This window comes from Pedobacter sp. GW460-11-11-14-TSB4 (assembly GCF_059423705.1).
Genome location: NZ_JBWKYI010000035.1, coordinates 1 through 26,341 on the forward strand (window position 1 = coordinate 1; position 26,341 = coordinate 26,341).

The 26,341-nt window shown below is 38.5% G+C and carries 23 protein-coding genes; 7 read left to right on the forward strand and 16 right to left on the reverse strand.

The annotated features are described in order from the left end of the window. Positions 1-503 precede the first annotated feature (503 nt). Positions 504-920: a 50S ribosomal protein L27 gene (rpmA, locus tag AC07YT_RS22480; RefSeq protein WP_494945539.1), complete on the reverse strand. Its 417-nt coding sequence runs from the start codon at positions 918-920 to the stop codon at positions 504-506. A gap of 52 nt (positions 921-972) precedes the next feature. Next, entirely contained in the window at positions 973-1,284 is a 312-nt protein-coding gene (gene rplU / locus AC07YT_RS22485) for a 50S ribosomal protein L21 (protein WP_025146774.1), read from the reverse strand. A 1,120-nt stretch (positions 1,285-2,404) separates the two neighbouring features. On the opposite strand from rplU, the gene AC07YT_RS22490 reads away from it, so the two are divergent. Next, a complete protein-coding gene (locus AC07YT_RS22490; protein ID WP_086546637.1) occupies positions 2,405-3,361 on the forward strand; it encodes a GLPGLI family protein in 957 nt (318 codons plus the stop codon). Then, on the forward strand, positions 3,358-6,015 hold the full coding sequence (locus AC07YT_RS22495) for a TonB-dependent receptor (protein WP_086546638.1): 2,658 nt from the start codon (positions 3,358-3,360) through the stop codon (positions 6,013-6,015). The genes AC07YT_RS22490 and AC07YT_RS22495 overlap by 4 nt, the downstream gene beginning before the upstream one ends. A 252-nt stretch (positions 6,016-6,267) precedes the next feature. On the opposite strand, the gene AC07YT_RS22500 is transcribed toward AC07YT_RS22495, so the two are convergent. The 4 genes from AC07YT_RS22500 to AC07YT_RS22515 all read right to left on the reverse strand — a co-directional run bounded on the left by AC07YT_RS22500 (position 6,268) and on the right by AC07YT_RS22515 (position 10,296). After that, complete coding sequence (locus tag AC07YT_RS22500) at positions 6,268-7,764, reverse strand: M56 family metallopeptidase (protein WP_086546639.1); 1,497 nt, start codon at positions 7,762-7,764, stop codon at positions 6,268-6,270. Between the two features lie 5 nt (positions 7,765-7,769). Continuing rightward, complete coding sequence (locus tag AC07YT_RS22505) at positions 7,770-8,132, reverse strand: BlaI/MecI/CopY family transcriptional regulator (RefSeq protein ID WP_057935055.1); 363 nt, start codon at positions 8,130-8,132, stop codon at positions 7,770-7,772. 198 nt (positions 8,133-8,330) lie between these two features. Beyond that, complete coding sequence (locus tag AC07YT_RS22510) at positions 8,331-8,831, reverse strand: hypothetical protein (RefSeq protein ID WP_086546640.1); 501 nt, start codon at positions 8,829-8,831, stop codon at positions 8,331-8,333. A gap of 88 nt (positions 8,832-8,919) precedes the next feature. Continuing rightward, positions 8,920-10,296, reverse strand: coding sequence for a dicarboxylate/amino acid:cation symporter (locus AC07YT_RS22515; protein WP_086546641.1), 1,377 nt, complete (start codon positions 10,294-10,296; stop codon positions 8,920-8,922). A gap of 160 nt (positions 10,297-10,456) precedes the next feature. Between AC07YT_RS22515 and AC07YT_RS22520 the strand changes: the two genes are divergently transcribed. From AC07YT_RS22520 to AC07YT_RS22530, 3 genes are all read left to right on the forward strand, one after another. After that, a complete protein-coding gene (locus AC07YT_RS22520; protein WP_086546642.1) occupies positions 10,457-10,954 on the forward strand; it encodes an RNA polymerase sigma factor in 498 nt (165 codons plus the stop codon). Next, entirely contained in the window at positions 10,941-11,540 is a 600-nt protein-coding gene (locus tag AC07YT_RS22525) for a hypothetical protein (protein ID WP_086546643.1), read from the forward strand. The genes AC07YT_RS22520 and AC07YT_RS22525 overlap by 14 nt, the downstream gene beginning before the upstream one ends. A 119-nt stretch (positions 11,541-11,659) precedes the next feature. Further along, positions 11,660-12,226, forward strand: a complete 567-nt coding sequence (locus AC07YT_RS22530) for a DUF922 domain-containing protein (RefSeq protein ID WP_145954248.1) — start codon at positions 11,660-11,662, stop codon at positions 12,224-12,226. Here the strand turns inward: AC07YT_RS22530 and AC07YT_RS22535 are convergent. From AC07YT_RS22535 to AC07YT_RS22560, 6 genes are all read right to left on the reverse strand, one after another. Then, positions 12,215-12,586: a diacylglycerol kinase family protein gene (locus tag AC07YT_RS22535; RefSeq protein WP_086546645.1), complete on the reverse strand. Its 372-nt coding sequence runs from the start codon at positions 12,584-12,586 to the stop codon at positions 12,215-12,217. The genes AC07YT_RS22530 and AC07YT_RS22535 overlap by 12 nt on opposite strands. A gap of 98 nt (positions 12,587-12,684) precedes the next feature. Beyond that, positions 12,685-13,281 carry a hypothetical protein gene (locus AC07YT_RS22540; RefSeq protein WP_086546646.1) on the reverse strand — a complete coding sequence of 199 codons (597 nt, stop codon included), beginning with the start codon at positions 13,279-13,281 and terminating at the stop codon, positions 12,685-12,687. Between the two features lie 59 nt (positions 13,282-13,340). After that, on the reverse strand, positions 13,341-15,251 hold the full coding sequence (locus tag AC07YT_RS22545) for a beta-N-acetylhexosaminidase (RefSeq protein ID WP_086546647.1): 1,911 nt from the start codon (positions 15,249-15,251) through the stop codon (positions 13,341-13,343). 825 nt (positions 15,252-16,076) lie between these two features. Then, complete coding sequence (trxB, locus tag AC07YT_RS22550; RefSeq protein ID WP_086546648.1) at positions 16,077-17,033, reverse strand: thioredoxin-disulfide reductase; 957 nt, start codon at positions 17,031-17,033, stop codon at positions 16,077-16,079. Positions 17,034-17,232: 199 nt separating this feature from the next. Continuing rightward, complete coding sequence (locus tag AC07YT_RS22555) at positions 17,233-18,393, reverse strand: dipeptidase (protein WP_086546649.1); 1,161 nt, start codon at positions 18,391-18,393, stop codon at positions 17,233-17,235. A 417-nt stretch (positions 18,394-18,810) separates the two neighbouring features. Beyond that, a complete protein-coding gene (locus AC07YT_RS22560) occupies positions 18,811-20,439 on the reverse strand; it encodes an acyl-CoA carboxylase subunit beta (protein ID WP_086546650.1) in 1,629 nt (542 codons plus the stop codon). 217 nt (positions 20,440-20,656) lie between these two features. Here AC07YT_RS22560 and AC07YT_RS22565 point away from each other — a divergent pair, with 217 nt between their 5' ends. Both AC07YT_RS22565 and AC07YT_RS22570 read left to right on the forward strand, forming a co-directional pair. Further along, positions 20,657-21,103 carry a DUF2721 domain-containing protein gene (locus AC07YT_RS22565; protein WP_086546651.1) on the forward strand — a complete coding sequence of 149 codons (447 nt, stop codon included), beginning with the start codon at positions 20,657-20,659 and terminating at the stop codon, positions 21,101-21,103. Continuing rightward, on the forward strand, positions 21,087-21,557 hold the full coding sequence (locus AC07YT_RS22570; protein WP_494945540.1) for a DUF1801 domain-containing protein: 471 nt from the start codon (positions 21,087-21,089) through the stop codon (positions 21,555-21,557). Before AC07YT_RS22565 ends, AC07YT_RS22570 begins: the two co-directional genes overlap by 17 nt. 2 nt (positions 21,558-21,559) lie before the next feature. Here AC07YT_RS22570 and AC07YT_RS22575 read toward each other — a convergent pair whose 3' ends face one another. The 4 genes from AC07YT_RS22575 to AC07YT_RS22590 form a co-directional block, all read right to left on the reverse strand. After that, a complete protein-coding gene (locus AC07YT_RS22575; RefSeq protein WP_145954249.1) occupies positions 21,560-22,099 on the reverse strand; it encodes a hypothetical protein in 540 nt (179 codons plus the stop codon). A 61-nt stretch (positions 22,100-22,160) separates the two neighbouring features. After that, positions 22,161-22,622 (reverse strand): MaoC family dehydratase, encoded by a 462-nt coding sequence (locus tag AC07YT_RS22580; RefSeq protein ID WP_086546653.1) that lies wholly within the window; start codon positions 22,620-22,622, stop codon positions 22,161-22,163. 73 nt (positions 22,623-22,695) lie between these two features. Beyond that, a complete protein-coding gene (locus AC07YT_RS22585; RefSeq protein ID WP_086546654.1) occupies positions 22,696-23,289 on the reverse strand; it encodes an LOG family protein in 594 nt (197 codons plus the stop codon). Between the two features lie 384 nt (positions 23,290-23,673). Next, a complete protein-coding gene (locus tag AC07YT_RS22590; protein ID WP_086546655.1) occupies positions 23,674-26,253 on the reverse strand; it encodes a TonB-dependent receptor in 2,580 nt (859 codons plus the stop codon). Between the last annotated feature and the right edge of the window lie 88 nt (positions 26,254-26,341).

A 26,341-nucleotide genomic window follows, 5' to 3' on the forward strand; every position in this document is an offset into this window, starting at 1 on the left:
ACCTCATCAAGGAATAGGAGGAATAACACCCATTGAAATGGCTAAAAATGAAAATCAAAAAAAATAATAAATTAATACTAATCTAAAATCAAATCTGTTACCGAATTACTAAACCTTTACAAGCCTGAGCGGAGTCGAGGGGTTGCTAGATAGTTTGGGAGGTGTTTGAAATCAATGAACCAATTTATTACGAACTTTATTTTAACCATTAAGAAGTTAAGAAAATTAAGGTTGTGCAATCAGTGTAAGATTATTTCATCCAATTAAGGAGCGGTTTCGCAATGACGACCTTCGCGTTTGGAACTAACCAGACTGAAGTTGGGAGTTTCGGGTTTGGAGTCGGGTATCGATCTCCTCAAGCGCTTGGCATTTAGCGCCAATTAACCGGTTTGACCAATGAACGAATGACTAATGAACGAATGACTAATGAACCATTGAACCACATCAAAACAAAAAAAGTCCCGATTTTCATCAGGACTTTTCATTTATAAGTTCGTTACTAATTATTCTGCAGGTGCAGCTTCTTCAGTAGTTTCGTGTTTTTTAGCTGCTTTTTTAGCTGGAGCTTTTTTTGCCGGAGCAGCTTCTTCAGCTACAACTTCTTTCTTTGCAACCGCTTTTTTAGCCACTGGTGCTTTAGCTACTGCTGCTTCGATTTCAGCTTCAGTGATAGGAAGGATAGAAACGTAAGATTTGTTATCTTGTTTCTTTCTGAAAATTACAGTACCATCAACTAAAGCAAATAAAGTGTGGTCTCTACCAATACCAACACCTTTATCAGGGTGGTGTTTTGTTCCACGTTGACGTACTAAAATGTTTCCAGCGATAGCTAATTGCCCACCGAAAATTTTAATACCTAAACGCTTACTATGCGATTCACGTCCGTTTTTCGAACTACCGGCTCCTTTTTTGTGTGCCATGATTTTATATTTTGTAACTCGCTAAAAAGCGAATTATTGGGTTAACAATTAATTATAGAGTGATGTCAGAGATCTGAATCTTAGTGAAAAACTGGCGGTGACCATTTTTCTTTTTGTAACCTTTTCTACGTTTTTTGTGGAAAATAATTACTTTATCACCTTTTAAATGAGATACGATCTTAGCTGAAACTTTAGCACCTTTAACTGCAGGAGCACCTACAGTAATTGCACCACCGTTGTCAACCAACAATACATTATCAAATTCAATACTAGCGCCTTCATCTCCTTGTAATCTGTGTACAAAAAGGTGCTGGTCTTTAGCAACTTTAAATTGCTGCCCTGCTATATTTACTATTGCGTACATTGTTTAAATATTAGTTTTTTAATTTTTATTTAACGAGGTGCAAATATAGAACAAATTCAATTAACACACAAATACATATCGAAAATATTTTTCACTAAAATCATACCGGATCAGGATTGGGAGGATTTAAGGATTTCAAGATCGATTGAACAACTATTTTAATTGCATTTTTTAGAAAAGGATCGGCCATTTCATTTTCGGGCTTGCCAGGTGCAGAACCCTTCGTTCTTAAACCTGACAGCAGCGACAGCCTCCGATTTTTTCTATCGGAGCTATAGCGAATGGCAGGACTAAAGCCCACCAAAGGCTACCACCCGCTCATTTCCAAATCATAATTAAAAATTTGCGAGTATACTCTTCTCTGGGTTTCGATCGGTGAGACAACAACCAATGAAATGACCTGTACAAGTTCCGCCACAGCTCCTTCGACTCCGCTAAGGATGACATATCAATATTTTTCACTTAAATCATACCGGATCAGGATTGGGAGGATTTAGAGATCAATTGAACAACTATTTTAATTGCATTTTTTAGAAAAGCATCATCTATTTCATTTTCGGGCTTGCCAGGTGCAGAACCCTTTGTTCTTAAACCTGACAGCAGCGACAGCCTCCGATTTTTTCTATCGGAGCTATAGCGAATGGCAGGACTGAAGGCCGCCAAAACCACCACCCGTTCATTTCCAAATCATAACCAAAAATTTGCGAGTATCCTGCACTTGTATAAAGATACGTATCGTTTTTTTTTGAAAAGCAATTTAGGCTATCCATCGGTTACTGCAGTCCTGCTGTTCATTACAAGTCCTCGTTACACTGCGGGCTTTTCATTACCATCAGGTTTAGTTCACAGAATTCAGTTTTTCAAGCCATACTTTGCTATATGCATCGCATTACGAACTAACCAATAGAATGTCCTAATCAAACTCCGTCACCCATCTTCCATTTTACATCTTCCGTTTCACATTTCCCATTTTCCATTTCACATCCTCCATTTTACATCTTCCATTTCACCTCCTCCACCCCCTTATCTTCTCTTCGTTAAAAAATGTTAAAGCGCTTTTCTTATTACGAATATTTCGTAGATTTACGAATATTAAATAGAAAACTTAAAAACAAAACTCATGAAACTAACCCTAACCATCTGTTTAGCAAGTGCCTTAACCCTTTCGGCAAAAGCCCAAAACCCTGATAAGGCCCTGGCAAGAGTAAGATATACGTTTACGCACATTGCAGATACAACGCAAAGAGACAAGCCCCGTACGGAGAATATGTTGCTTGTAACCGGCAAAAATGCTTCTGTGTATACCAGTTATGATAAGCTGAACCAGGCCTTAAATACCCAAAAGCAGATACAGGAACAGATGAAAAACCAAACGGGTAACAGCAACATGAAAATTGAGATCAAAAGTGAAATGAAAGCTCCGCTAACGCAGGTAGATTATTTCTTTTTTGCCGATGAGCATAAAATGATTACCAAAGAGCGCTTATTTAACAATTACCTTGTTGAAGAAACTGCGCCACAAATCGATTGGAAAATTTTAAAAGATACCATGAGTTTTTCGGGTATAGCCTGCCAGAAAGCAACCACAAACTTTAAAGGCAGAAACTGGATAGCCTGGTTTGCTACAGAAATACCTTTTCAAAGCGGTCCGTGGAAATTAAATGGATTGCCTGGTTTGATTGTGGAAGCTTATGATGAGAAAAAAGAGGTAAAATTTACATTTGCTGGTCTTGAAAACGTAAAAGAAGATGCCAGCCAGGCAAACTCGGGTGAGGATGGCAAAATTGTAATGCCCAACAGTACAGGGGTAGTCAAAATGGTCGGAATAGATGTAAGCACCTCTTACCTTGGATCAGAGATTAAATTACCCGCAGACGCCATCAAAACCACCAGAAAAGAATTAGACAAGCTCAAAGCAGCAAGAGATAAAGATCCACAGGGATTTATGCAGGCCCAAATGGCCGCAAGCGGTATGCAAGGTTCGTTTAGGGCTAACCCCGCTCCACGTCCGGCGGGAAGCGCAACCATAAGCAAAGCCGAGATCAACAACCCAATCGAAATTCCAGAGAAAAAATGAGAAACTATGCGATAATGTTACTGTTTTTGCTCACCGCTTTTTCGGCTTTGGCTCAAAAACCGATCAAGGGTTTGGTTAAAGATCATAATGGCAAGGCAATTGAATCAGTTAATGTCAGTCTAAAAGATGCTGAAGGGAATATTATAAATTTTACCAGAACCAACCGTAACGGAGAATTTAATATTCCTTTAAAAAATGATCAGATTGCAGGTTATAAAATTGAAGCCTCAAGCATTGGTTATAAAAAACTGAGCACCGTTGTGACAGATGTAAACAAAAGTTATGACCTGGTTTTGCAACACAGTGAAACCACATTAGAAACCGTAACGGTAAAAAACCGGCCATCATTAACGGCAAATGGCGATACTTTAAATTACCGGCCATCTGATTTTGCCGACAAACAAGACCGGAGCATTGGCGATGTTTTGAAAAAAATGCCGGGAATCGAAGTTGCAGAAAATGGAAAGATCAGTTATAATGGGAAATCGATTTCTAATCTCTATGTAGATGGCGATAATCTTTTAGATGACAAGTATAACATCGGCACCAAAAGTATCCCACAAAGTGCTGTAGATAAGGTACAGGTTATCCAGAATGACCAGCCCATTAAAATGATGCGCAAAAACAACATGAGTGATGATGTTGCCTTGAACCTGGTGATTAAAGACGATGCTAAACTGAAGGTAATGGGCGATGCAACCGTTGGCGCCGGAATGCCCAACCGCTTTGACGAAAACCTCACAGCGATGTTATTTAATAAAAAGCTGAAGTTCATCAATAACATTAAAGGCAATAACATTGGTAACGATCCGGGGATCGACCTTACCTCACACAATTTATCGGATTATTTAAAACGCCTCGACAATGATAAACCAAGCGGACTTTTATCTACAGGCGCTGCAGGCGTACCGTCCTTACCACAAAGCAGGTATCTTTTTAATAAAGCCGGATTGATTAATTTAAACAATTTATACAAGTTTAATCAAGACTTGCAACTAAGGGCAAACCTTTCCTATCTGTACGATCAGCGCGACCAGCAATACAATAAGTTTTCAGAAACCTATCTTTCTGGTCAAACCATTAGTTATTCAGAATCGCAGAACAATGTTATCAATCCGCAAAAACTCCGCACCCAATTTAACCTGAATGGAAATGCAGACAAATATTATCTGAATAACAACTTTGTATTGGATTATGCGCCTTACAAAAGCGCTTCTGGCTTTGTCATTAATAATCTTGCAGCTAATCAGGTACTTCGTCAGGAAACCCTCGATATTTCTAATGAATTTAATTACCGTAAAAAATTAAAGTCGGAAGATGTAATTAACCTCTACTCCTATTTAAACCGGACAACGCAGCCTGAAACATTAAACATTACACCGGGTCTCAATGCCGATATCTTAAACAACGGAAACAGTTATCTTGGTTTAAGCCAGTACATCAAAATACCAACTTGGTACACCAATAATTATGCGTCGTTTGCCTTTGTGAAAAACAATTTCGTGCAAACCTATAAGGCAGGTTTTAATATACAGCAGCAGCAGCTCAATTCAGAGCTTTACCGTATACAAAACAACCAGCAAACAGAACTTTCGGCTAATGCGGTAAATGATCTCGACTGGCTTAAAACAAAGCTCTACGCGGACGCGACCTATGAATTTACAAACGACAAATTAAAAGCAGGACTGAGTTTACCCTTAAGCTACAATCAAATTAACTATAGCGACGAGTTAAACCAACTGGATAAAAGCCTGCATAAATTATTCTTAAACCCTTCGCTTAATGTAAAGTATCAAACGAGCACTGAAAATTATGTGACGGCAAATTATGCCTTTCGGAACGACCTGGGCGGAATTGACGACGTTTATCGGGGTACTGTACTAAAAAATTACCGTTCGCTTTTCGCCAACAATGCACCGATTTCGGAATCGAAAACACACAACGTTGGGGCCGGCTTTAACTTTAGAAAAGCGATGCAAATGTTATTCATCAATTTAACGGCTAACTACAGCGATGCAGAGTTGAACACCATTTCTTCGTACAGTTTAAGCAACAATATCCAGCAAAGGGTTGTGCTGCCGCTAAGCAACCACATCCGTACACTCTCATTCAGTGCAAATGCAAGCAAATATCTTTTTGATCTGCGAAGCACGGTGAGTGCAGGGTTAAGTTTTTCGCAGAGTAGATACGATCAACTGCAGAATAACGAACTATTTGCATTTAATGCACAGACTATTTCTTATAAGGTAGGTATTGAAGCAAAACTTGCCAGCTTTATCAATTGGTCCTACCTTGCCAATTTCGCGGTAACCGATAATAAAGCCAAAGTTGCCAATGCGATAAAAACAAATTTTCAACAGCTTAGACAGCAATCTACCCTGGCCATTACCACGGTTAGAAATGTGTATTTAAATTTATCGGCGGAGCATTTATTCACACATCAGTCTACACAGCCGAACCTGAAATATCTTTTTGCAGATATGAATATTAAGTACAAATACCTCAAAATGAAAACGGACTTAGAATTTGGGATAACCAATCTGGCCAACATCAAAAGGTTTGATGCAATTTACCTTTCAGCAAATTCACTTACCACCGGAACATATAACATACCAGGCAGAGTGGCTATGCTTAAAGCGACATTTAACTTTTAAATTAATGTTTTCGTCAATGACAATTTTTGTTGTAGTATGCGTAGATATAGGCGGTTCGTCATTCCCAACCTGATTGGGAATCTTAAAGCGTATAGCATTACGATTTCCGCATGCGCGGGAATGACGACCGATCTTACCAAGATGAGATTCATCGCGTTCAGATTGCTTCCCCGAAAGGTCGGGACAGGCTGTCGGCTGAAAAAGCCTTCTCGCAATGACGACTTTTTTTTGAATTTAATTATTTCAAAACGATTACGGCTTCATACTAATCTGAATAGCCTGATTATTCCGGTCAACTTTGAGATCAGAAATCTTGTTTAAATTCAGTTTATCAAGTTCCTCTTTTGAAATTTTATTACCATTTAAAAAATAGGTAGTAGTTTCATTAACCACAGTTCCATTGCCTGTTACATGCTGATTTCCATCTTTAACATCTGATATTTTGGCTGTTGATTTTAAAAGGTAAAACATACCAACACCACTTTTCGGGGGCATTGGCAAGGTCTCGAAACCACCGTCTTTTTTAGATACAATCTTTATATTAACAATTTTATGGTCTGGATTTATCGTATCGGTAAAATTAAAATGTTGTACAAAGGTTTGGCCTTTAAAATCTCCATCTGTTTTAAAGCTCATCATTTTCACTTTATTACCCAAGCCCTTCAAAACATCTTCTACTGATTTTCGGGAAGAATCTGCACCATCGACTATACTTTTAAAAATAAAAGTCATTTTAGTGATTGTATCCGGTCTTTTTAATGTATCAATAAGTATGCTCTTTTTTGCTTTAGGCTTTAAAACCGTTTTCGGCTGTAAACGAACTGCAGCAACTTTATCGGGCAAAACATCGTTGACTATTTTTGTTAAGGGTGCCAGGCTTTTCTTTACGTCCTTCTTATCGATGGTAAAAGCGAGTGTAATACAAAGCAATACAGGCAACACAAATAAATACCGGGTGAGGTTTACTTTTGAAGAACGTTTCGCATTCATCATCTTAATCCGTTTTCTAAGGTCAGACAGGTTAAAATTGTTCACGATAGCGACAGATGGCTGCAAGGTTCCTACATCTAATAAACTGTATTGGTAAGCTTTTTTATCAATCCCTTTCCTTAAAATTTTAGCGTCGGTAATAAATTCAATGTTTTCCCTTACGGCTTTTTTCATTAACCAAACCCCTGGATTAAACCAGTAGAAAACCACACAAATTTCAGCCAAAATGATATCAAAAGTGTGCCATTCTTCTACATGCACACGTTCGTGCTCGAGAATATTGCTTAAATCTTGTTTTTTATGTAAAAGCGGATTGATATAAATGGTTTGCCAAAAGCTAAACGGGCTTACCTCATCATTTAAAATCCGCACATGATAGTTGTTTAATTGCTCTGGCGAAGATTTTTTATGCATCCTATAAAGTGACATAAACTGCACCAGTAACCTCATGCCCATTACTATAACGCCAATATAAAAAAGAACAGTTAAACCTTGCCAAAATATCGAAACGGCATTTTGTTGCACCAATTGACTAACCTGCTGATTGAATTGCGGAACGAAGGCAGGTACAGCTTTCTGAGCAGCAAAAAACGCGGTCAGGTTAATAAAGGGATAGGCTGAAGAAAAAATGATCCCAAACAGCAGAAATACCCTGTTGATGGAATAGAAAGTTAGCCTGCGCAACACCAGGTAATAGGTTGCTGAAAACAAAATCAGAACCAAATTAATTTTCAATAGAATGATAAAGAAATGTGGCATGGCATTTACTTTTCAGGGTTCTCAATTAAATTTATAATCTCTTTAAGTTCCTCCGCACTGATTTTTTTATCCTTTGCAAAAAAAGCAACCAGTTCTTTATAAGAGCTCTGGAAATAATTATTTACAAAACCACTCATAAAGCGCTTTTTATATTCCACTTCCTTCACCTTGGCACTGTAGCGGTTCGCATTTGCAAAACGCTCGCTTACCAGATAGCCTTTCCGTTCTAAATTTTTGATGGTAGAGGCCAGTGTAGTGTATGGCGGTTTCGGATCTGGAAGTACATCCATAAAATCTTTGATAAACCCCTTACCTATCTGCCAAACGGCGAGCATCGCTTCTTCTTCCTGTAATGTTAACTTTTCCATTATTACGAATATATCGTAAATATACGAAAACATCCTAAAAGAAAAAGACTTTAACAAAACGCTAACATTTAGCGCTTTATTAAAGTCTTTCCTAGTTCATTGTTGATTGGTTAATCGCCCTTCGATTAATCGACTCCAAACTGATTTACAGACAATTTGGATTCGAACCCCGGACTCCCGACTTCGGACTAACCTTACCTACTTCCCGCTTCTCTTTTCTGCCTGTAATAAGGTTTCCTGAATAATTTTTCTCATTTGAACAGCTGCATCCAGTAATTTTGGATTGCCATCAAAATCGCCATAAATGGTTACATGTTTTGATTTCTTTTTATAATTGAAAGTAATATCATAGCGCGGTACTAACCTGGATTTATCACTTTTTTTACCAATGGTATCTGGAAAATTCCAAAGGCCGATTTCATTTGCCTTTCTATGCATGTATAATACATCGTTGCTCTTTAAAAAGAACTTTTTGGTCACCACAGAGTCCTTATTATTAACGTACTGATAAACACCAGTTTTTGAATCATATGTGTTTTCTAAAGTATCTTTTAAGCCATAACTATACTGCATCGACACAAAATCATCTTTGCGGAAAGGTGCATTCTGAATAATCGGTTTGTAATAGATATAACAATAAATGATCATCGGAACGATAATGGTAATGGCTAAGAATATTTTTTTTCCTCTACTTGACACTTGATATTGAATTAATGAATGAATATTTAATTATTGAATGAGAGAATTGTTAAATGATTATTAAGACTCAAGACTATTGACTCCAGACTCAGGACTCCTTAAGCTCCCCTTCCCACTTACTTACTACTGCCGTTGCAATGCTATTTCCTACCACATTCGTTGCAGAACGGCCCATATCCAATAACGGATCGATACCGATTAACAAGGCCAGGCCTGCTTCCGGAATATTGAAACTTGCAATGGTACCTGCAATGACCACTAACGATGCTCTTGGCACACCTGCAATCCCCTTACTGGTTAACATCAGGATTAAAAGCATAGAAATTTGCTGTTCGAAACCCAGGTGTATACCATAAGCCTGTGCGATAAATAAAGAAGCGAAGGTCATGTACATCATCGATCCATCTAGATTGAAGGAATAACCCAATGGCAAAACGAAACTTACAATTTTATCTTTGCAGCCAAAACGTTCTAACAGCATCATTGTTTTTGGATATGCCGCTTCGCTACTTGCTGTACTGAAAGCCAAAAGTGCTGGCTCTTTCATATCGTTTACCAGGCGGAAAATACGTTTCTTCAATACTAAAAATCCTAAGAAAATTAAAACAGCCCAGAGTATGGCTAAACCCAGATAGAATTCACCAATAAATATAGCATAGGTATTTAGTACATTTAAGCCTTGTTTGGCCACGATGGCGGTCATTGCCCCAAAAACGGCCAATGGTGCAAAATTCATTACATAACCGGTCATTTTTAAGATTACGTGCGCAATGGCATCGAAAGCTTTGATCACAATCTGCCCTAAATCGCCGATGGCTGCAGTGGCTACCCCAAAAAATAGCGAGAATACCACAATCTGCAGAATTTCGTTGGTTGACATCGATTCGGCAATACTTTTTGGAAAAACGTGCGCAATAAAATCTTTCACACTCATTGCTGCTTTCTGGATCCCCGTATTTACCAGTTGATCTGGTAATGATAATTTCATGTGTCTTCCTGGTTCAAACAAATTAACCAGAACCATTCCCAAAACCAGCGACATCAGCGACATGGCCAGGAACCAGCCTAAGGTTTTACCCCCGATTCTGCCGACTGCTTTAATATCGCCTACTTTGGCTACCCCAACCACTAAGGTTGTAAATACCAATGGGGCAACAATCATCTTAATTAAGCGAAGAAAAATATCGCTCAGCAGCGTAAAATATTCTAATTTTTTCTCCCTGATGTCTTCGTTCTCTTTTTTGATTTTGGCATTGGCTTTTCGTTCAGCTTTAAGTTGTGTATAACCAATACTGGTGGTATCGGTCGATTTGGCAATGCGAACCTCAATACTTTTTACTTTCGCATCGGCGGTAAGTATATTTTGGTTATAAACATTTATTGAATTGACATTTAAAATATAGCCTAATGCAATACCCGCAATCAGCGCTAAGAAAATAAAAAGCGTGAGTTTGTTTTTCTTCATGAATATAAAAAGTTTGTGGCAACTTAATTTGGTAAAACTACGATATTTACGGCGTGTAACAAATTTTGATAACAGGTGACATTAAAAAATATATTATTTTTGATTTCCGCTGTAACAAAAAACACGCATCATCATCTAAAACGCAACTATAAACCCCTAAATGGAACAAAAAGACAAGTTATTTAAAGAGATCTTCGATTCAAATTCCAAAAAAATATTCCATTTATGTTATGGTTATACTGGCGATACCGACGCTGCAAATGATCTTCTACAGGAAACTTTTTTAAAGGTTTGGCAAAATCTGGACAAGTTCAGGAACAAATCTTTAATTTCTACGTGGATTTACAGAATTGCAGTAAATACCTGTTTAACTTATTTGCGATCAGAAAAAAGACAGGCAAAAGATGAATTAACAGATAACATTATAGAAAATAAGGTAGAAGAGTTTTCAGAAAAAAATGAACAGGTTGCCCTACTTTATAAATGTATATCGAAGCTCGAAGAAAATGACCGTTTGATCATTACGATGGTACTTGATGAGTTACCATACCACGAAATTGCCGATATATCAGGGATAAGCGAAGGCAATTTAAGGGTAAAAATTCACCGAATTAAACAAAAATTAACAGAACTATATAGCCAGTATGCAAGCGTTTGATCAAATACAGGAGTTGTGGCAAAAGCACGAGGTAGAAGTTAAAGTTTCTGCTGATGAGATGTTGCAACAAGCGAAGAAAGAAGTAAATGGATTAAAGCTAAAATCTGCTTTAAATATTTTAGGAATGCTGGCATCCTTTATCGCTATTGCTGCATTATGGATTTTTATGCATTTCGAATCATGGACAACCCATGTTGGCATCAGCATTACCATCGTTGCTATTGGTGTATATACGCTTATCCTCTATCGCGACCATCGTTTGATTGCGAAAAATGATGCGACTGCCCATCCGCACGAATACCTGAATAACTTAAAAACCTATCAATTAAACCGCTTCAAACTTTACAATTCTCTATATTGGTTTTACGCCATTGCATTATCACTGGGAATTATATTTTATTTCATTGAAATATTAACCTACTTGAGCATGCCTCAAAAAGTAGCGGCAATTGTATTAACTTTTTCATGGATACTATTCTGCTCAACTATATTGCGCAAGGCTGTAATCAAACGCGAAAAGGAAAGAATTTCACTACTGATTGAGAAATTTGAGCGCATTAGCGGACAGATTTCTGTTGCAGAGTAATTTTAGGCACGGTTTTTTCATTGTAAAAACCAACACATGAAACCGTCATGATTTACCCATTAACAATGGAATAACTAAGTCATGATCGCTTCACCACAGTTGAAACTAAAATTACACAGGTGAAAACACGATTGATTTTTTTATTATTTTTACTCGCATTGCCATGCACTTTTGCCTTTAAACAAGATTTTACCCAACCGGTTCAGCTGAATTGGGAAACACACTTTAAAGGTAAAGCTGATCTGCGCTCACCATTTTTTGCCTTAACCGCCATGACGTGGAGATATAGTTATGAAAGTACTGTTTACCGTAACCGTGTAGCCATTAAGCTTAAAAATGATGTAAGTATCGATAAAACCAGATCGTGGGTAAAGTGGGATAAAATTAAAGATCCCGAAATCAGGGCCAGTCTTTTACACCACGAACAAGGGCATGCTGATATTCAATATATTTTGCTTTTAGAAGCCGAAAGGGTATTGAAAAACAGGAACTATTCAGTATCGAACTATAAAGCGCAAATATCTGAGCTGGCCAATCAGATCAGCGATTACTTTGATACCATGCAACGTAATTATGATGAAGAAACTGAGCATGGCAGCAATCATAAAATGCAGGCCCGATGGGATGACATTATCCAGGATAAGATTGAAGAATCGAGGACTGCTATGGCCGAATTACAAAAATAGTTTTGGAAAAAACACAATAAACCCCACAGCTACCGCCAGAAACGCAGCCACCAAAACTGCAGCCGCCGCCAGATCTTTAACCACTTTAATTTTGGGATGATAATCCGGAGAAACCACATCGGCTAGTTTTTCGATCGCAGCGTTTAAAATCTCAGCTACTATAACTGCTGAAATAACAGATAAAATAGCAATCCATTCTAAGTCGGAGATCTTTAAATAAAAAGATAAACCAATGGCTATTATTGCCGCAAACAGATGAACCCTGCCGTTATGGTCCTTAACGAAAAATAGTTTCAGGCCATTAAAGGCATATTTAAAGCTTTTAATGCGATCGATAATTGAAAACTTTTGGTTGCTCATTGTTTTTTAAATGCATGATAGATCCTGAATCAAGCTCAGGATGACGTCCTCCCAGGAATAACTCCTCGCCTTACGCCTTACGCCACACGCGCTACGTCTTATTTCACCTCACTTGTAGAAAAACTATTTCCACTTAATTTATACTGATAGGTTTTGGTAATGGTTTTAGTGCTATCGGCGCTATCTTTTACCGGGAAAGAGCGGAACAGGTCTCCGTTTTTAATAAAAAAATTATCGTTGCCGGTATAACCTTTCTTTTGACTGGTACTTAAAGAAGGGAAACTGATTTTATTGAAATTGCCACCCGAGTATTCAAAAACATTTAAATCCGAAACTGTTTTTTTGCTTAAAAGCTGAATGTACAATTCAGGATTTCCATCATTATCTAAATCCATATTCCAGGCATCGATCAAAATACCTTTGCGATCTACCGCAGCAGACCTATAATTATTGCGAACAGAATCAGACATGAGGATCTGATATCCGCCTATAGAGTCAACCCCTTTTCCCCAGCTCACAATTTCGAAGTTTAATCCGGGTTTCACTTCTATATCTTTATAAAAACGGAAGGGGTTTTTCTGCACTTTTGCCGTTTCTGTCTTAATTTCTTTCGGTTTTTCTTCTGTGCATGCAAAACAAAACAGCATCCCTGTAATTAACAAGAGATGCTGTAATGTATATTTTTGTAATTTCATTTATTTAGGACGTTTTGGTTGCCCCAAATTAAGTATTTTAGCCGTTTAAAGCAACATTTTTATTTCTTTGCCTCTGCTTTAACTTCAGGTGCTCCGTTATTTAAAACGGTTTCAGTAACTACACTTCTTCTACCGCTTGGTGCAATTACAATGGTTTTTAATACCCTTTTTTCGCCTTGTGGAACGATGATCTTAACCGGCGAGGTGTATAAAAATGCATTTTCTGATGGACGTGATAAATCAATCGAATAATAAATTTTAGCTCCGGTAATTGGTGCTTTTAAATCAATCGTAAATTCTCCTCCGGTTAAAGGTTTATCGCTCTGACCAATTGGTGTTGGTACCCAGAAATTCACATTCATCTTATCTAAGCGCGCTAAATGCGCTGGTAAACGTTGTTCAGAAAAATTCTTTAAATCTTTACGCTCAACCGGCGACCAGGCAATTTCTGATAAAGCCAGTAAACGTGGGAAAGCATGATTTTCTGCTTTTGCCGTAGTTTTGATATACTCAGACCACATATTGGCCTGTACGCCTTTAATGTATTTTCTTTCATCAGCAGTTAATACTTTCGGAATCGGATCGTAGGCATAAATCTTTTGATAAGGCGCGAATCCACCAATGGTTACCGGCTCATCAGGAGAATTAGATTGTTTATGGTCGATGTATAAACCCATAGAACCAGGTGTCATAATCACATCGTGTTTTTGTTGTGCAGCCGCTATTCCACCGTCTTCACCTCTCCAGCTCATTACGGTTGCATTTGGAGCCAAACCACCTTCTAAAATTTCATCCCAACCAATAATCGATCTTCCTTTTCCATTAACGTGTTTTTCAATAGTCTGAATGAAATAGCTCTGTAATTCGTGCTCATCTTTCAAACCTTTCTCTTTCATCAGGTTCTGGCAGAAAGGAGATTCTTTCCAGTAGGTTTTAGGTGCCTCATCGCCACCAATATGAATGTATTTTGATGGGAAAATAGCTATAACCTCATCAAGTATATTATTCAACATGGTGAATGTGTTTGCAGATGGCACAAAAATATCATCAAAAACACCCCAGGTTTGCTGTACTTGCTTTCCTTTTCTGCTGCCCGCCCATGGCGTTTTATCGCTGATAAAAGTATCGCGATCAGGGAAACAGCTTAATTCAGGATATGCTGCAATTGCGGCTGAAGCATGTCCAGGTAATTCAATCTCCGGTATAACGGTGATGTATTTAGCAGCAGCATATTGAACAATATCTTTGGCTTCTTCCTGCGTATAATAACCTTTAACCGGTGTAAGGTAATTGCCATTGCCCGGATAATTACCAATAATAGAACCGTTACGTGAAGAACCAACTTCAATTAGCTTTGGATATTTTTTTATTTCCAGTCTCCAGCCCTGATCATCTGTTAAATGCCAGTGGAAAGTATTTATTTTATAATAAGCCAGCTGATCGATATACTTTTTGATAAAAGAAATCGGGAAGAAATGACGGCATACATCCAACATCGTTCCGCGGTAAGCAAAACGTGGATAATCGTTAATATTAACGGCAGGAATGGTAATTTTATCGGCAACTTTATCAGGCATCATTTGCATAGCCGACTGAACGGCATAAAATAGGCCTGCGCCTTTTCCTGTTAAAACAATTTGTTTCGGTGTAACTTTAATGGTATAACCTTCGGCCGGTAACTGATCTGCTCCAACAGATGTTAAAATAATAGCCTTTTGGTTAGGTTGGGTAATTTTAGCTTCTCTTAAGGCAAAACCTGCCTTGGTCACGATAAAAGCATTCAATAAATCAGACATCTTTGCGCCGTCGATGCTTTGATTTACTAAAACTGTGGTTTTATCTAATACGAAATTTCCGCTTGCCCTGGTAATGGCTACAGGCGCAGGTATGATACCCAGGTTAGGATCACTCTGCGCAAATGCACTCGTGCTGATTAATACTCCAATAAAAATCGATAATGCTTTGTTCATGTTGTGTTTTGGTTTTTATAGATTCATTTGATTATTTGAACCAAGATAGAGATTATGGAGACATTATAAATCCCACATTCTTGTTACAATAGGGATCAAACGTTTGATATCAGCGATTTTCATCATAAATCGATTTATTAATTACGGGCAGGTCCTTCATCATCAGATAGTCGTATTAATAATGGAGATAACGTTTTTTTGAAAATCAGGTACAGCATTATTAGGAGACGGGAGTCCCGCTCCCGCTTCTGCCGATGGAAATATCGGCATCTCGCTTTGATCGGGTTTAAGTGGCACAACCATTGGTACTATTTTGGGTTGCAAAGTGCAAAAGAATTATTTCAGGCAGTCTGCCATTCGACTTTAAATAGCAGAAAACAATTATTTAAACCTGATAGAAGTGAAAAGCCCGCAGCGTAGCGAGGACTTGTAACGGAAAGCAGGACTAACAATAAAAAGAGCCACCGCAGTTGCTTTCCAAAAAACATCAATCATAAGAAAGAGAAATCATCTCTTAGAACTCCTACTCATAGATCTCTCCATTTCACTGCGTTCCAGTCGAGATGACGATTTTAATAAAAAAAGAGAAATTATCTGTTAGAATTCTTACTGGTAGATCTCTCCATTTCACTGCGTTCCAGTCGAGATGACGATTTTAATAAAAAAGGGGAATTATCTCTTAGAACTTCTACTTGTAGATCTCTCCGTTTCACTGTGTTCCAGTCGAGATGACGCATTTCACCGTGTTCCAGTTGAGATGACGATTTTAACAAAAAAGAGAAACCGTTACTGATTTCTCTTCTTCAAAATATTTTGAAATTATTTTTATGCTTCTACCGCATGTTCTTTTGCGGCTAAGTATCTTTCTGCATCGAGCGCAGCCATACAACCAGAACCTGCAGCGGTTACCGCTTGTCTGTAATACATATCCTGCACATCGCCACAGGCAAAAACACCTTCGATATTGGTTAAAGTAGAACCAGGTTTAGTCGCTAAATAACCGGTTTCGTCCATATCCAACTGACCTTTAAAAATATCAGTATTCGGTTTGTGACCAATAGCCACGAAGAAACCTTCTACTGCGATATCAGACTCAACACCGGTTTTGTTATTTAAAACTTTAACAGCCGTTACATTTTTGCCGTTACCTAAAATCTCTTGTGTTTCGGTATTGTAATGCACCACAATGTTTGGTGTGGCCAATACACGGCTCACCATGGCTTTAGAAGCTCTGAATTCGTCTCTGCGCACCAATAAGTGCACCGTTTTACAAAGTTTTGCTAAATAAGTTGCTTCTTCGGCTGCTGTATCTCCCGCACCTACAATGGCAACATCCTGTCCTTTAAAAAAGAAACCATCGCACACGGCACAGGCCGAAACACCAAAACCATTGTATTGTTGCTCACTTGGTAAGCCCAACCATTTAGCAGTCGCCCCGGTAGCAATAATTACGGTATCGGCAGTAATGGTTTTAATTTCGTCAACCACTACTTTATGCGGCGTTGAAGAAAAATCTACTGAACTTACATAACCAAAACGGATATCGGTACCAAAACGCTCGGCCTGCTTGCGGAAATCTTCCATCATTTCTGGTCCCATAATTCCTTGTGGATAACCTGGAAAATTTTCTACATCTGTAGTCTGTGTAAGCTGTCCACCGGCTTGCATACCAGTATACATAATTGGTTTTAAATCAGCTCTGGCAGCATAAATTGCAGCCGTATAACCTGCAGGACCTGAACCTATAATTAAACACTGAACGTGCTCGTTTTCTTGTGACATTATATTGTGTGTTTGAAATTCATTAATCGTAGCGCAAATTTAATGCTTTAAATATTTGCTGACAAGTGCACATTGTCAACATAGTTTACTTATTAACATCATGGGAGCAGCGGATAGCGCCTGGTGTTTGGCGATTAAGTCCAGGTGCACATTCGTGATGTAATTAAGGGTAAGATGAAACATTTTACAGCACCAAAAATCACCGACCTTTATTCTCTCTAATCAACCGAACTACATTTCTGCCCATAATTTTCCTGATATCGCTTTCCGAATATCCGTTTTTAATGAGTTCTTCTGTAATTTTAGGATAATCGGCCACACTATTCATGCCCAGAGGAAAAGATTCTGCGCCGTCAAAATCTGCACCCAGCCCCACATGGTCAATACCAATTAATTTTACAACGTGATTGATGTGTTTAACCAATAGCGATATGGGCGGACGTGTAGCATCAGCATCAACCTGATGGTTATAAATTAAGGTATCAATGGCATTGCTTCTGCTATATTTAGCCGTCAAAGTTTTAAGCTCGCCATCATATTTGGCAAAAAAAGCTTTTTGTTTGGTATTGAAAGTAGAATCTAAGAAACCACTGTAGAAATTAATACACACTACGCCCCCATTTTTGCCTACAGCTTTAATCTGATCATCTTTTAAATTTCGCGGAACCGGATTGATGGCATAAGTACAGCTATGGGATACTATTACAGGCTTAGCTGATACTTTAATGGCATCATAAAACGTTCTTTCACCTACATGCGATAAATCGACCATTACCCCAAGTTTATTCAATCGCTTTACTACCTGTTTTCCAAAGTTGTTTAAACCTGCCTGCTCAGGTTTTACCTTACCTGAACTTTCTTCGGCCGCCGAACTCGACCAAGATGTGCTGTTGTTCCAGGTTAAAGTAAGATAGGCCATTCCCCGCTTTGCCAGGCTATCGATATTGGCTAACCGGTTTTCGATCATATGTCCACCTTCCACCCCAATCATTGCGGCCAATTTTTGTTTATTAACCGCTAATTCTAAATCTCTAGCCGTTGTAACCAGTTGGATCCTATCGGGATATCTTTTGATTAAACTATATAGCGAATCTATTTCGCGGTTAGCTACGGCATACCCACCCGTTTCATCACACCAAATAGAGAAAAACTGAACATCTAAACCGCCTTGCCTGGCCCTTACTAAATCGAAATTTCCCTTCTGCTGAAGCTTACCGATATCGATACCCGATTTAATCTGATTGAAAAGTATATCTCCATGGGTATCAACTACAATGGCATCTCGATGAATTTTGGAACTTTGGGCAAAAAGATTGATTTGTAAAACAATCAGACCAAGAAAAAGGCAAATACTTTTCATGTTTTAAATATAACATTAATTGCTTTGGCCACTTAAATTCTTTTAATTGTTCTTTTACCACCAAGAGCACAAAGGCAAAACTCAGGTATACTAAGGTGACTCAGGTGGTGAAAATTCATGAAACATTAAATGTTAGATGGTAATATCCAACAGCGCATCGAAAAATTTCTTTTAAAGCAAACCTTATTTAGATAGGTCGTTTTTTAATTTCTAATACACATTTGTTTTTTAGATCTAACGCTTGCTTTCTCATTTGCGCTAAGGAAACTTTGCATCTGTTTAGGTTAGCTTGTTGGGCTAATTGATCCATTTTTGAAAATGATATATTGTAATCCATTATTAATGCTCAGATATACTTAGTTTGTGAAAAATATACCCACCAGCAGTCAGATGATCATACCTAACAGCACATTATACCTATGTCTGTATCACTCCAACATTAAATTTCTTTGTAATCGGCGATTGATTAGCGGCCTCAATGCCCATCGAAATAACCTTTCTGGTTTCTAAGGGGTCGATAATACCATCTACCCAAAGCCTTGATGCTGCATAATAAGGTGTGGTTTGGCTATCGTACCTATCGGTAATTTCTTTTAACAGTTCGGCTTCTTTTTCTGGTGTAATTACCTCGCCTTTGGCTTTTAATGAGGCCTCCTGAATCTGGAGCAAAGTTTTTGCTGCCTGCGAACCGCCCATTACCGCAATTTTAGCAGTTGGCCAGGCATAAATCAATCTTGGATCATAAGCCTTCCCGCACATCGCATAATTGCCGGCACCATAAGAATTCCCCAATACGATTGTAAATTTCGGCACCACCGAATTGGCAACGGCATTAACCATTTTAGCCCCATCTTTAATAATACCGCCATGTTCTGATCGACTGCCCACCATAAAACCGGTAACATCCTGTAAAAAAACCAGCGGGATTTTCTTCTGGTTGCAGTTCATAATGAAACGGGTAGCTTTATCGGCGCTATCAGAATAAATTACACCACCAAACTGCATTTCACCCTTTTTCGATTTCACTACTTTACGCTGGTTGGCCACAATACCTACTGCCCAGCCATCAATGCGACCTAAACCACAAACGATGCTTTGTCCGTAGCCTTTTTTGTATTCTTCAAATTCAGATCCATCAACCAAACGGTTAATGATATCCATTATTTCGTAAGGTTTATCGCGGTTCTCCGGAAGAATACCGTATAACTCTTCTTCTTTTTCTTTAGGTTTAGCCGGTTTAATCCGGTCGAAACCTGCATTTTGGGGAGCCCCCAGCATACTCATGATATTCCGGATACTATCTAAACAGGCCTGATCATTGAGGTGTTTGTAATCGGTAACCCCAGAGATTTCGCAATGCGTAGTGGCTCCACCTAAAGTTTCATTATCCACTTCTTCACCTATGGCCGATTTTACCAGATAAGAACCTGCTAAAAATACCGATCCGGTTTTGTCCACAATCATTGCTTCATCGCTCATAATCGGCAAATAAGCTCCTCCCGCAACACAAGCGCCCATAATGGCCGAAATTTGCACAATCCCTTCCGACGACATGATGGCATTATTACGGAACATCCTCCCGAAATGCTCTTTATCTGGAAATATCTCATCCTGCATGGGCAGGTATACGCCGGCGCTATCTACCAGGTAAATTACCGGCAAGCGGTTTTCCATGGCAATTTCTTGCGCACGCAGGTTCTTTTTTGCGGTCATCGGAAACCAGGCGCCCGCTTTTACAGTGGCATCATTGGCCACAATCATACATTGCCTCCCGCTTACATAACCTATACCACACACCACTCCTGCCGAAGGGCATCCACCCTGCTCAGCATACATGCCATCAGCAGTAAAGGCCCCTACTTCTAAAAAATTAGAATCTTTATCAATTAAATAAGCAATCCGCTCGCGGGCCAGCAGTTTGCCTTTTTCTTTTTGTTTTGCGGCGTTCTTTTCACCGCCACCCAAATATATTTTTTTGAGTCTGGTTTTCAGTTCGTAAACCAACTGTTTATTTACATCCTCGTTTTTGTTGAATTCGATATTCATGGTGGCAATTTAAATTTAATTTTAGAAAAACAGTATTGACCAAAACGGTTTCTGGTCTACCGCCTGGTTTAACCGCCAGGTGCGCAGAAAAAAGTCGCAAAGAAAATAAGGATTTGCACATTATTAACTAAAAAATTTCTTTGTGAAAACTTTGCATCCTTTGCGGTTAATATAAAAGAAATCCATTTAAAATGATATTTTTGGGTAAATCCTAAAAATGGAACTAACCATCAATATTCCGGCACTATTGTTTCCTGCCATCAGTTTAATTATGCTGGCTTATACCAACCGTTTTCTGGCCTTGGCCAGCCTGGTAAGAAGTTTAAAGTCGAAATATGAAGACGGCGATAAAAATGCTGCGCTTCATCTGCAGATTGAAAACCTACGTTACCGGTTAAGGTTAATTAAAAATATGCAGGCTTTTGGCGTGCTCAGTTTTGCGAGCTGTCTTTTTTGTATGTTTTTTATTTACCTGGAGTGGAATACGGTTGCCGAAATTCTTTTTGCATTGAGCTTGATCTTTTTTATGATTTCGCTCATTATCTCACTGATCGAAATCCAGATCAGTACAAAGGCACTCGAGCTGGAACTGAGCAGTTTAGCAGAATTGGATAATCCATCGATAGTGAGCAGATTAAAAAAGAAGTTTGATAAAAATTTATAAACAGATGGCCATTAATACACCAGAAGAATATTTAAACAGTATTGCTGAAGAAAGAAAAATACCCGTTTCAAAACTGAGGGATACTATTTTAGAAAACCTACCCAAAGGTTTCGAAGAAAAAATTACCTATGGTATGCTGGGTTATATTATTCCGTTAACACTTTATCCGGCAGGTTACCACTGTAAACCGGAACAGGCTTTACCCTTCATCAATATTGGTTCGCAAAAGAATTTTATTGTGATGCACCACCTGGGCCTATATGCATTTACCGATTTACTGGAATGGTTTCAGGCAGAATACCCTAAACATTGCAAATATAAACTCGATATGGGCAAAGGTTGCGTCCGTTTTAAAAAGCCTGATGATATTCCGTACGCCTTAATTGCGGAACTGGCCGGAAAAATTACGCCTGCACAGTGGATTGAACAATACGAAAAAGCATTAAAACGTTAAAATTAATTTTGGTAAACTACACCATTAATGATTAATTTTTTCCAGTTACCAGGGAAACCTTTACCTTTTAAATATTTTATGGAATGCGGATGTCCTTTTAAATTTGGATGATAAACGGCATCGAATGAGAAAGTCATTTCGGTATCTGATTTTTGAATCACCGTTACTTCGTTATCATTTTCATCCTTTTCTCCTGTAGTGAAAAACTTATCGCCCATTTTTGCATTAAAATCAGCTCTGGTATACGTTTTCGAAGGACTATCGGGATAACTCTCAATCAATTTATTCTGCTCATCGATTCTTAAATAAACTGTGCTGATTGCATCGCCCCCGATCAAAGAATAAAACTTATAAAAAAGCTTTTTATTAATCCGAACGGTATCCTGAATTTCGGTATAAGATTGAGCATTCATGTACCATAGGTTACCAACCTGCATGGGTAAAAATGAATCGGCAACAGGATCTTGATCCTTATTTTTCATACAGGATAAGATAAACAGACCAATTAAAGCAAAACCTAAGAAATTGAAAATATTCTTCATCAGCGAATTTGTTTTTCTTTTTTTAAATGTTAAAAATAAACGATCCGCTACATCGCCATAATTAGCTGATAAAATGATACAAGAAAACAACCTCTCCGCTAAATGCAGGCTTTTTCTGGTCTTCGATTTCCATTTCAATACCCATGTTTACCTTAGTTACGCCCCGAAGGTTAATGATAGAAGCCAGTTTTGCTTTTAATCTTACTTTGCTGTTTACGGTAACGGCCTGTGCAAACCTTAAACTTTCAATCCCGTAATTGATCTCCATTTTTAAATTCTGGATATCCACTATCTCTTTCCATAAGTAAGGGATTAATGATAAAGTTAAATAACCATGGGCGATAGTTGCTTTAAAAGGTCCTTCATTTTGTGCCCGCTCTTCATCAACATGTATCCATTGATGATCTAAAGTAGCATCAGCGAATTTATTAATCTGTTCTTGCGTAATGGTATGCCATGAAGAAACGCCTAATTCCTTGTCCAGGTATTGTTCAAATTCTGCGTGGGAAGTAATGATTTGCATTTTTTATATATTTTTAGCGCCAAGCGTTTTGCGGTTGGCGAATTGATAATTGCTTGTTATTGATAATTAATTTTTAGCTTAAGTTTCTTTCCCTAAACCAAACTTCATCAGGGCTAGCAGAAAAGCCGTCCATTTTATGAATTAATATTTCTGCATCTGCCTCGTTGAAAACTAAATCGCGATTGGCCGGTTTTAAAAATTTGCTTTGCACCATCATGTCCATTTGGGCAAATAAGGGATCGTAAAAACCACTTACATTTAATACACCAATTGGTTTATTGTGCAAACCGAGCTGTAACCAGGTTAACACTTCAAAAAATTCTTCCAGTGTACCAAATCCACCAGGTAAGATCACAAATCCATCGCTCAAATCGGCCATTTTCTGTTTTCGCTGGTGCATGTTTTCGGTAACCACCATTTCGGTTAAACCCTGGTGACCGACTTCCTTATCCATTAAAAACTGAGGAATTACCCCTGTTACTAAACCACCCAACTCCAATACATCATTGGCTAACACGCCCATCACGCCAACACTGCCACCACCATAAATCAACCTGATCTGCTGTTTTACAAGTGTTTCGGCCAATTGCTTTATCGCCTTACGCAATGTGATATCGCCATTAAAGTTTGAGCCACAATACACACAAACCGAGTTAAGCTTATTCATTTTTTTCAAAAATTTACCGAAGTTAATATTTTATCAGCTTTCTATAAATTTTAATTCTGCACAATACTGTTACAGGTCTGTTTTTTGAAGTTTAAAGCACCAAAAGCGATAGCTTATTTTACGCTGTTTCATTTTACCCTTTAAATTTCTTAGTCATGATAAAATTAGTTTCTGGTACTTTAATCTCCTTAAGAACCACGGACTGAAGTAAAACAGACCTGATGGAAGTGGGCATCCCGATTCTTCATCGGGATAAAACGTACAGCAGGATTAGCGGAACCGAAAAGTACAGAACCCTGCGCTGCCTAAAACAAAAAAAAGGAGTAGCATTACACCACTCCTTTTAACCAAATATAAGAGAGAAAAGATTTCTTTGTTAAGCACTTAGAAAGAATAGCGCAAAGTAGCGCCATAAGTTCTTGGATCGCCAAGTACACCTGCATACAAACCAGAGTTACCTGCGGCTGCCTGCAATTGCTCGTAATAATTTTTGTTTCCGATATTTCTGCTCCATACAAATGCCGAGAATTTATCAGATTTGAAGCCTAATCTGGCATTAAATAAAGCATAACCTTTAACATTTAATATACTCGATGGTGTAGGATTTGAAGAATACTCTGAACGGTAGCTGGCATCAGCAGCAATAAAATACCTGCCCAGTTTGGTTGCTAAACTACCAGGGGTGCTAAATTCTGAACCACCAGAAATATTCCATTTAGATATACCTGGTAATCTACCTCCTGAGGCATCTTTAAATGCTACCTGAGTCGCTACGCCATTTACCAATTCTGTATGTCCGGTTTCTTCTAAAGGTAGTGGTGCATTGGTAAATTTCACATATTTACCATCTAAATAAGCAACAGCAGCATTTAAAGTTAAGAATCTTTCTAACTGATAAGTTCCATCAACTTCTAAACCTTTTACCTGAACTTTTTCCGCATTGGCCAGATAACCTCTGTTTACACCCAATTGTGGCGATTGCACATTGGTTTGGTAATCTTTAATATCGGTATTAAAAGCTGTAATGTTTAAAATAGCGCCTTTAACTGGTTTGGTTTTTAAACCCAGTTCGTAATGTTGAACATATTCTGGTTTTACAACAGCAACTGATAAGTCTGCCTGTCCGGTTGAGGTAGTTGGCAAGCCCCCTACGTTTACACCAACTGGTTTATAGGCGGTTGAAAAAGTTCCATAAACATTTAATTTAGGGTTTGGACGATAAGATACAGTAAGGTTACCAGACAGATTATTGTTATCTACATTCGTAGTAAACTGTTGATTGCTATACACTGCTGCTTTTAGTGCTAATAAAGCTGCATCAGTTGTTTGCAAACCGCCGTAAGTTACCCTGTCGTAATCAACATCTTTTTTGTCGTAAGTGTATCTCAATCCTGGTAAAACATGCAAGTTGGTTAAAAATTCCCAATCTACCTGTGCAAAAATAGCAGCACTTAACGATTTGATGGTTGAATTGGTTTTAATACCAAAGCCATCTAACAAACCTGGTGTTGAATATAAAGCCTGGCTACCGGTATTGCTGGTTTGCACAAACCTCCACTGATCTTTACCCACCTCTTCGGTTTGAGCTAAACCTTTTAAGTTTTGGGCAAGGGCAAACACACCAATTACACCACTTAATTTATCGGTGATATGACCAGCATATCTAACTTCCTGTGAATATTGATCGTGACGGGAGTTACCTTGTGATTTTGTTAATGCCGACAATTCCGAGAAATCCCTGTCGTTTGTTGGATCCCAGTTCCAGAATCTCCAGGCAGTAGTAGAAGTAAGCGTTCCGTTACCAATTTTATAATCTACGTTTAACGATATACCGCCAATAGATTGATTGTGTCTCCAAGGTGTATTGGTATTAATTTCTCTTGAAAATGGATCAATCTTAGGTTGCTGATAGCCTAAATCAGAAACAATTTTAGCATACTGACGGTAAGCACTTCTTTCGGTTTGGGCAACGCCTGCAATGACCAGCGGATAACCTGCCGGGTGCTGCACACTTACATCGCCACTTAATAAAATTTGTAATCTGTCTGACGGCGTATAGTACAACTGGCCTTTAAAACCAAGGTTGTTTTGTCCGCTGTATTTACGTTCTTCACGTGTATTCCAGATGGTACCATCGCGCTGCGTACCCGATATTGATATTTTTGCAGCAAGATTTTTGGCTAGACCGCCAGAAACTGATGTTTTTGCCTGGATAAAGTTATAGTTACCCACGCTCAGCTCTACCTTTGCGCTTGGTGTTTGGGTTGGTTTTGTGGTGGTAATGTTAAATGCACCAGCAGTAGTGTTTTTTCCGAATAATGTTCCCTGAGGACCACGGATCACTTCAATTTGTTCAATATCAAGAAAATCGGTTGAGGTTGCAGCGGGACGTGCGTGATAAACCCCATCTACATAAAAACCTACTCCCGGATCAATACCATCATTGGTTAAACCGAATGTTGAGCCCAACCCCCTGATATTTAAAGTGGTATTTCTGGCATTCGAAGCATACAATTGTACCGAAGGAACCAGTTCTTTTAAACGGTTAACGTTAAAGGCACCTGCATTTTCTGCTGCCTGTCCACCGATTACAGTAATTGGAATAGGCACATCCTGTAAAACCTCCGAACGTCTTCTCGACGTTACCACAATTTCATCCAGCAGTGCATCTTCTACCAGAACCAATTCAATCGGTGCCTCCTGAGGTTTTAAAAACTGAAAATCCTGCGGTTTAAAGCCAACTGAACTCACTTGTAAATAAAATGGAACGTCTTGCTTCACGTTTATGCTAAAGGCACCGTTATCATCGGCTACAACGGCCTGATTGGTTCCTCTTACTTTTATGGTTGCGTGTGGTATGGTGCTACCGTTACTTGCCTTTATTACACCCTTTATTGGGGTCTGAGCAAAAACAAAGCTTGCAGAAAGTATTAATGAAAAGAAAATAAGTAAACTTTTGTTCATGATTGGTTATATAGTTTGTTTTAAATGTTATTGATAATTGGCTTTGTTAATTGTTTAATTCTGTTTTAGAATATGAGCTACAACAACT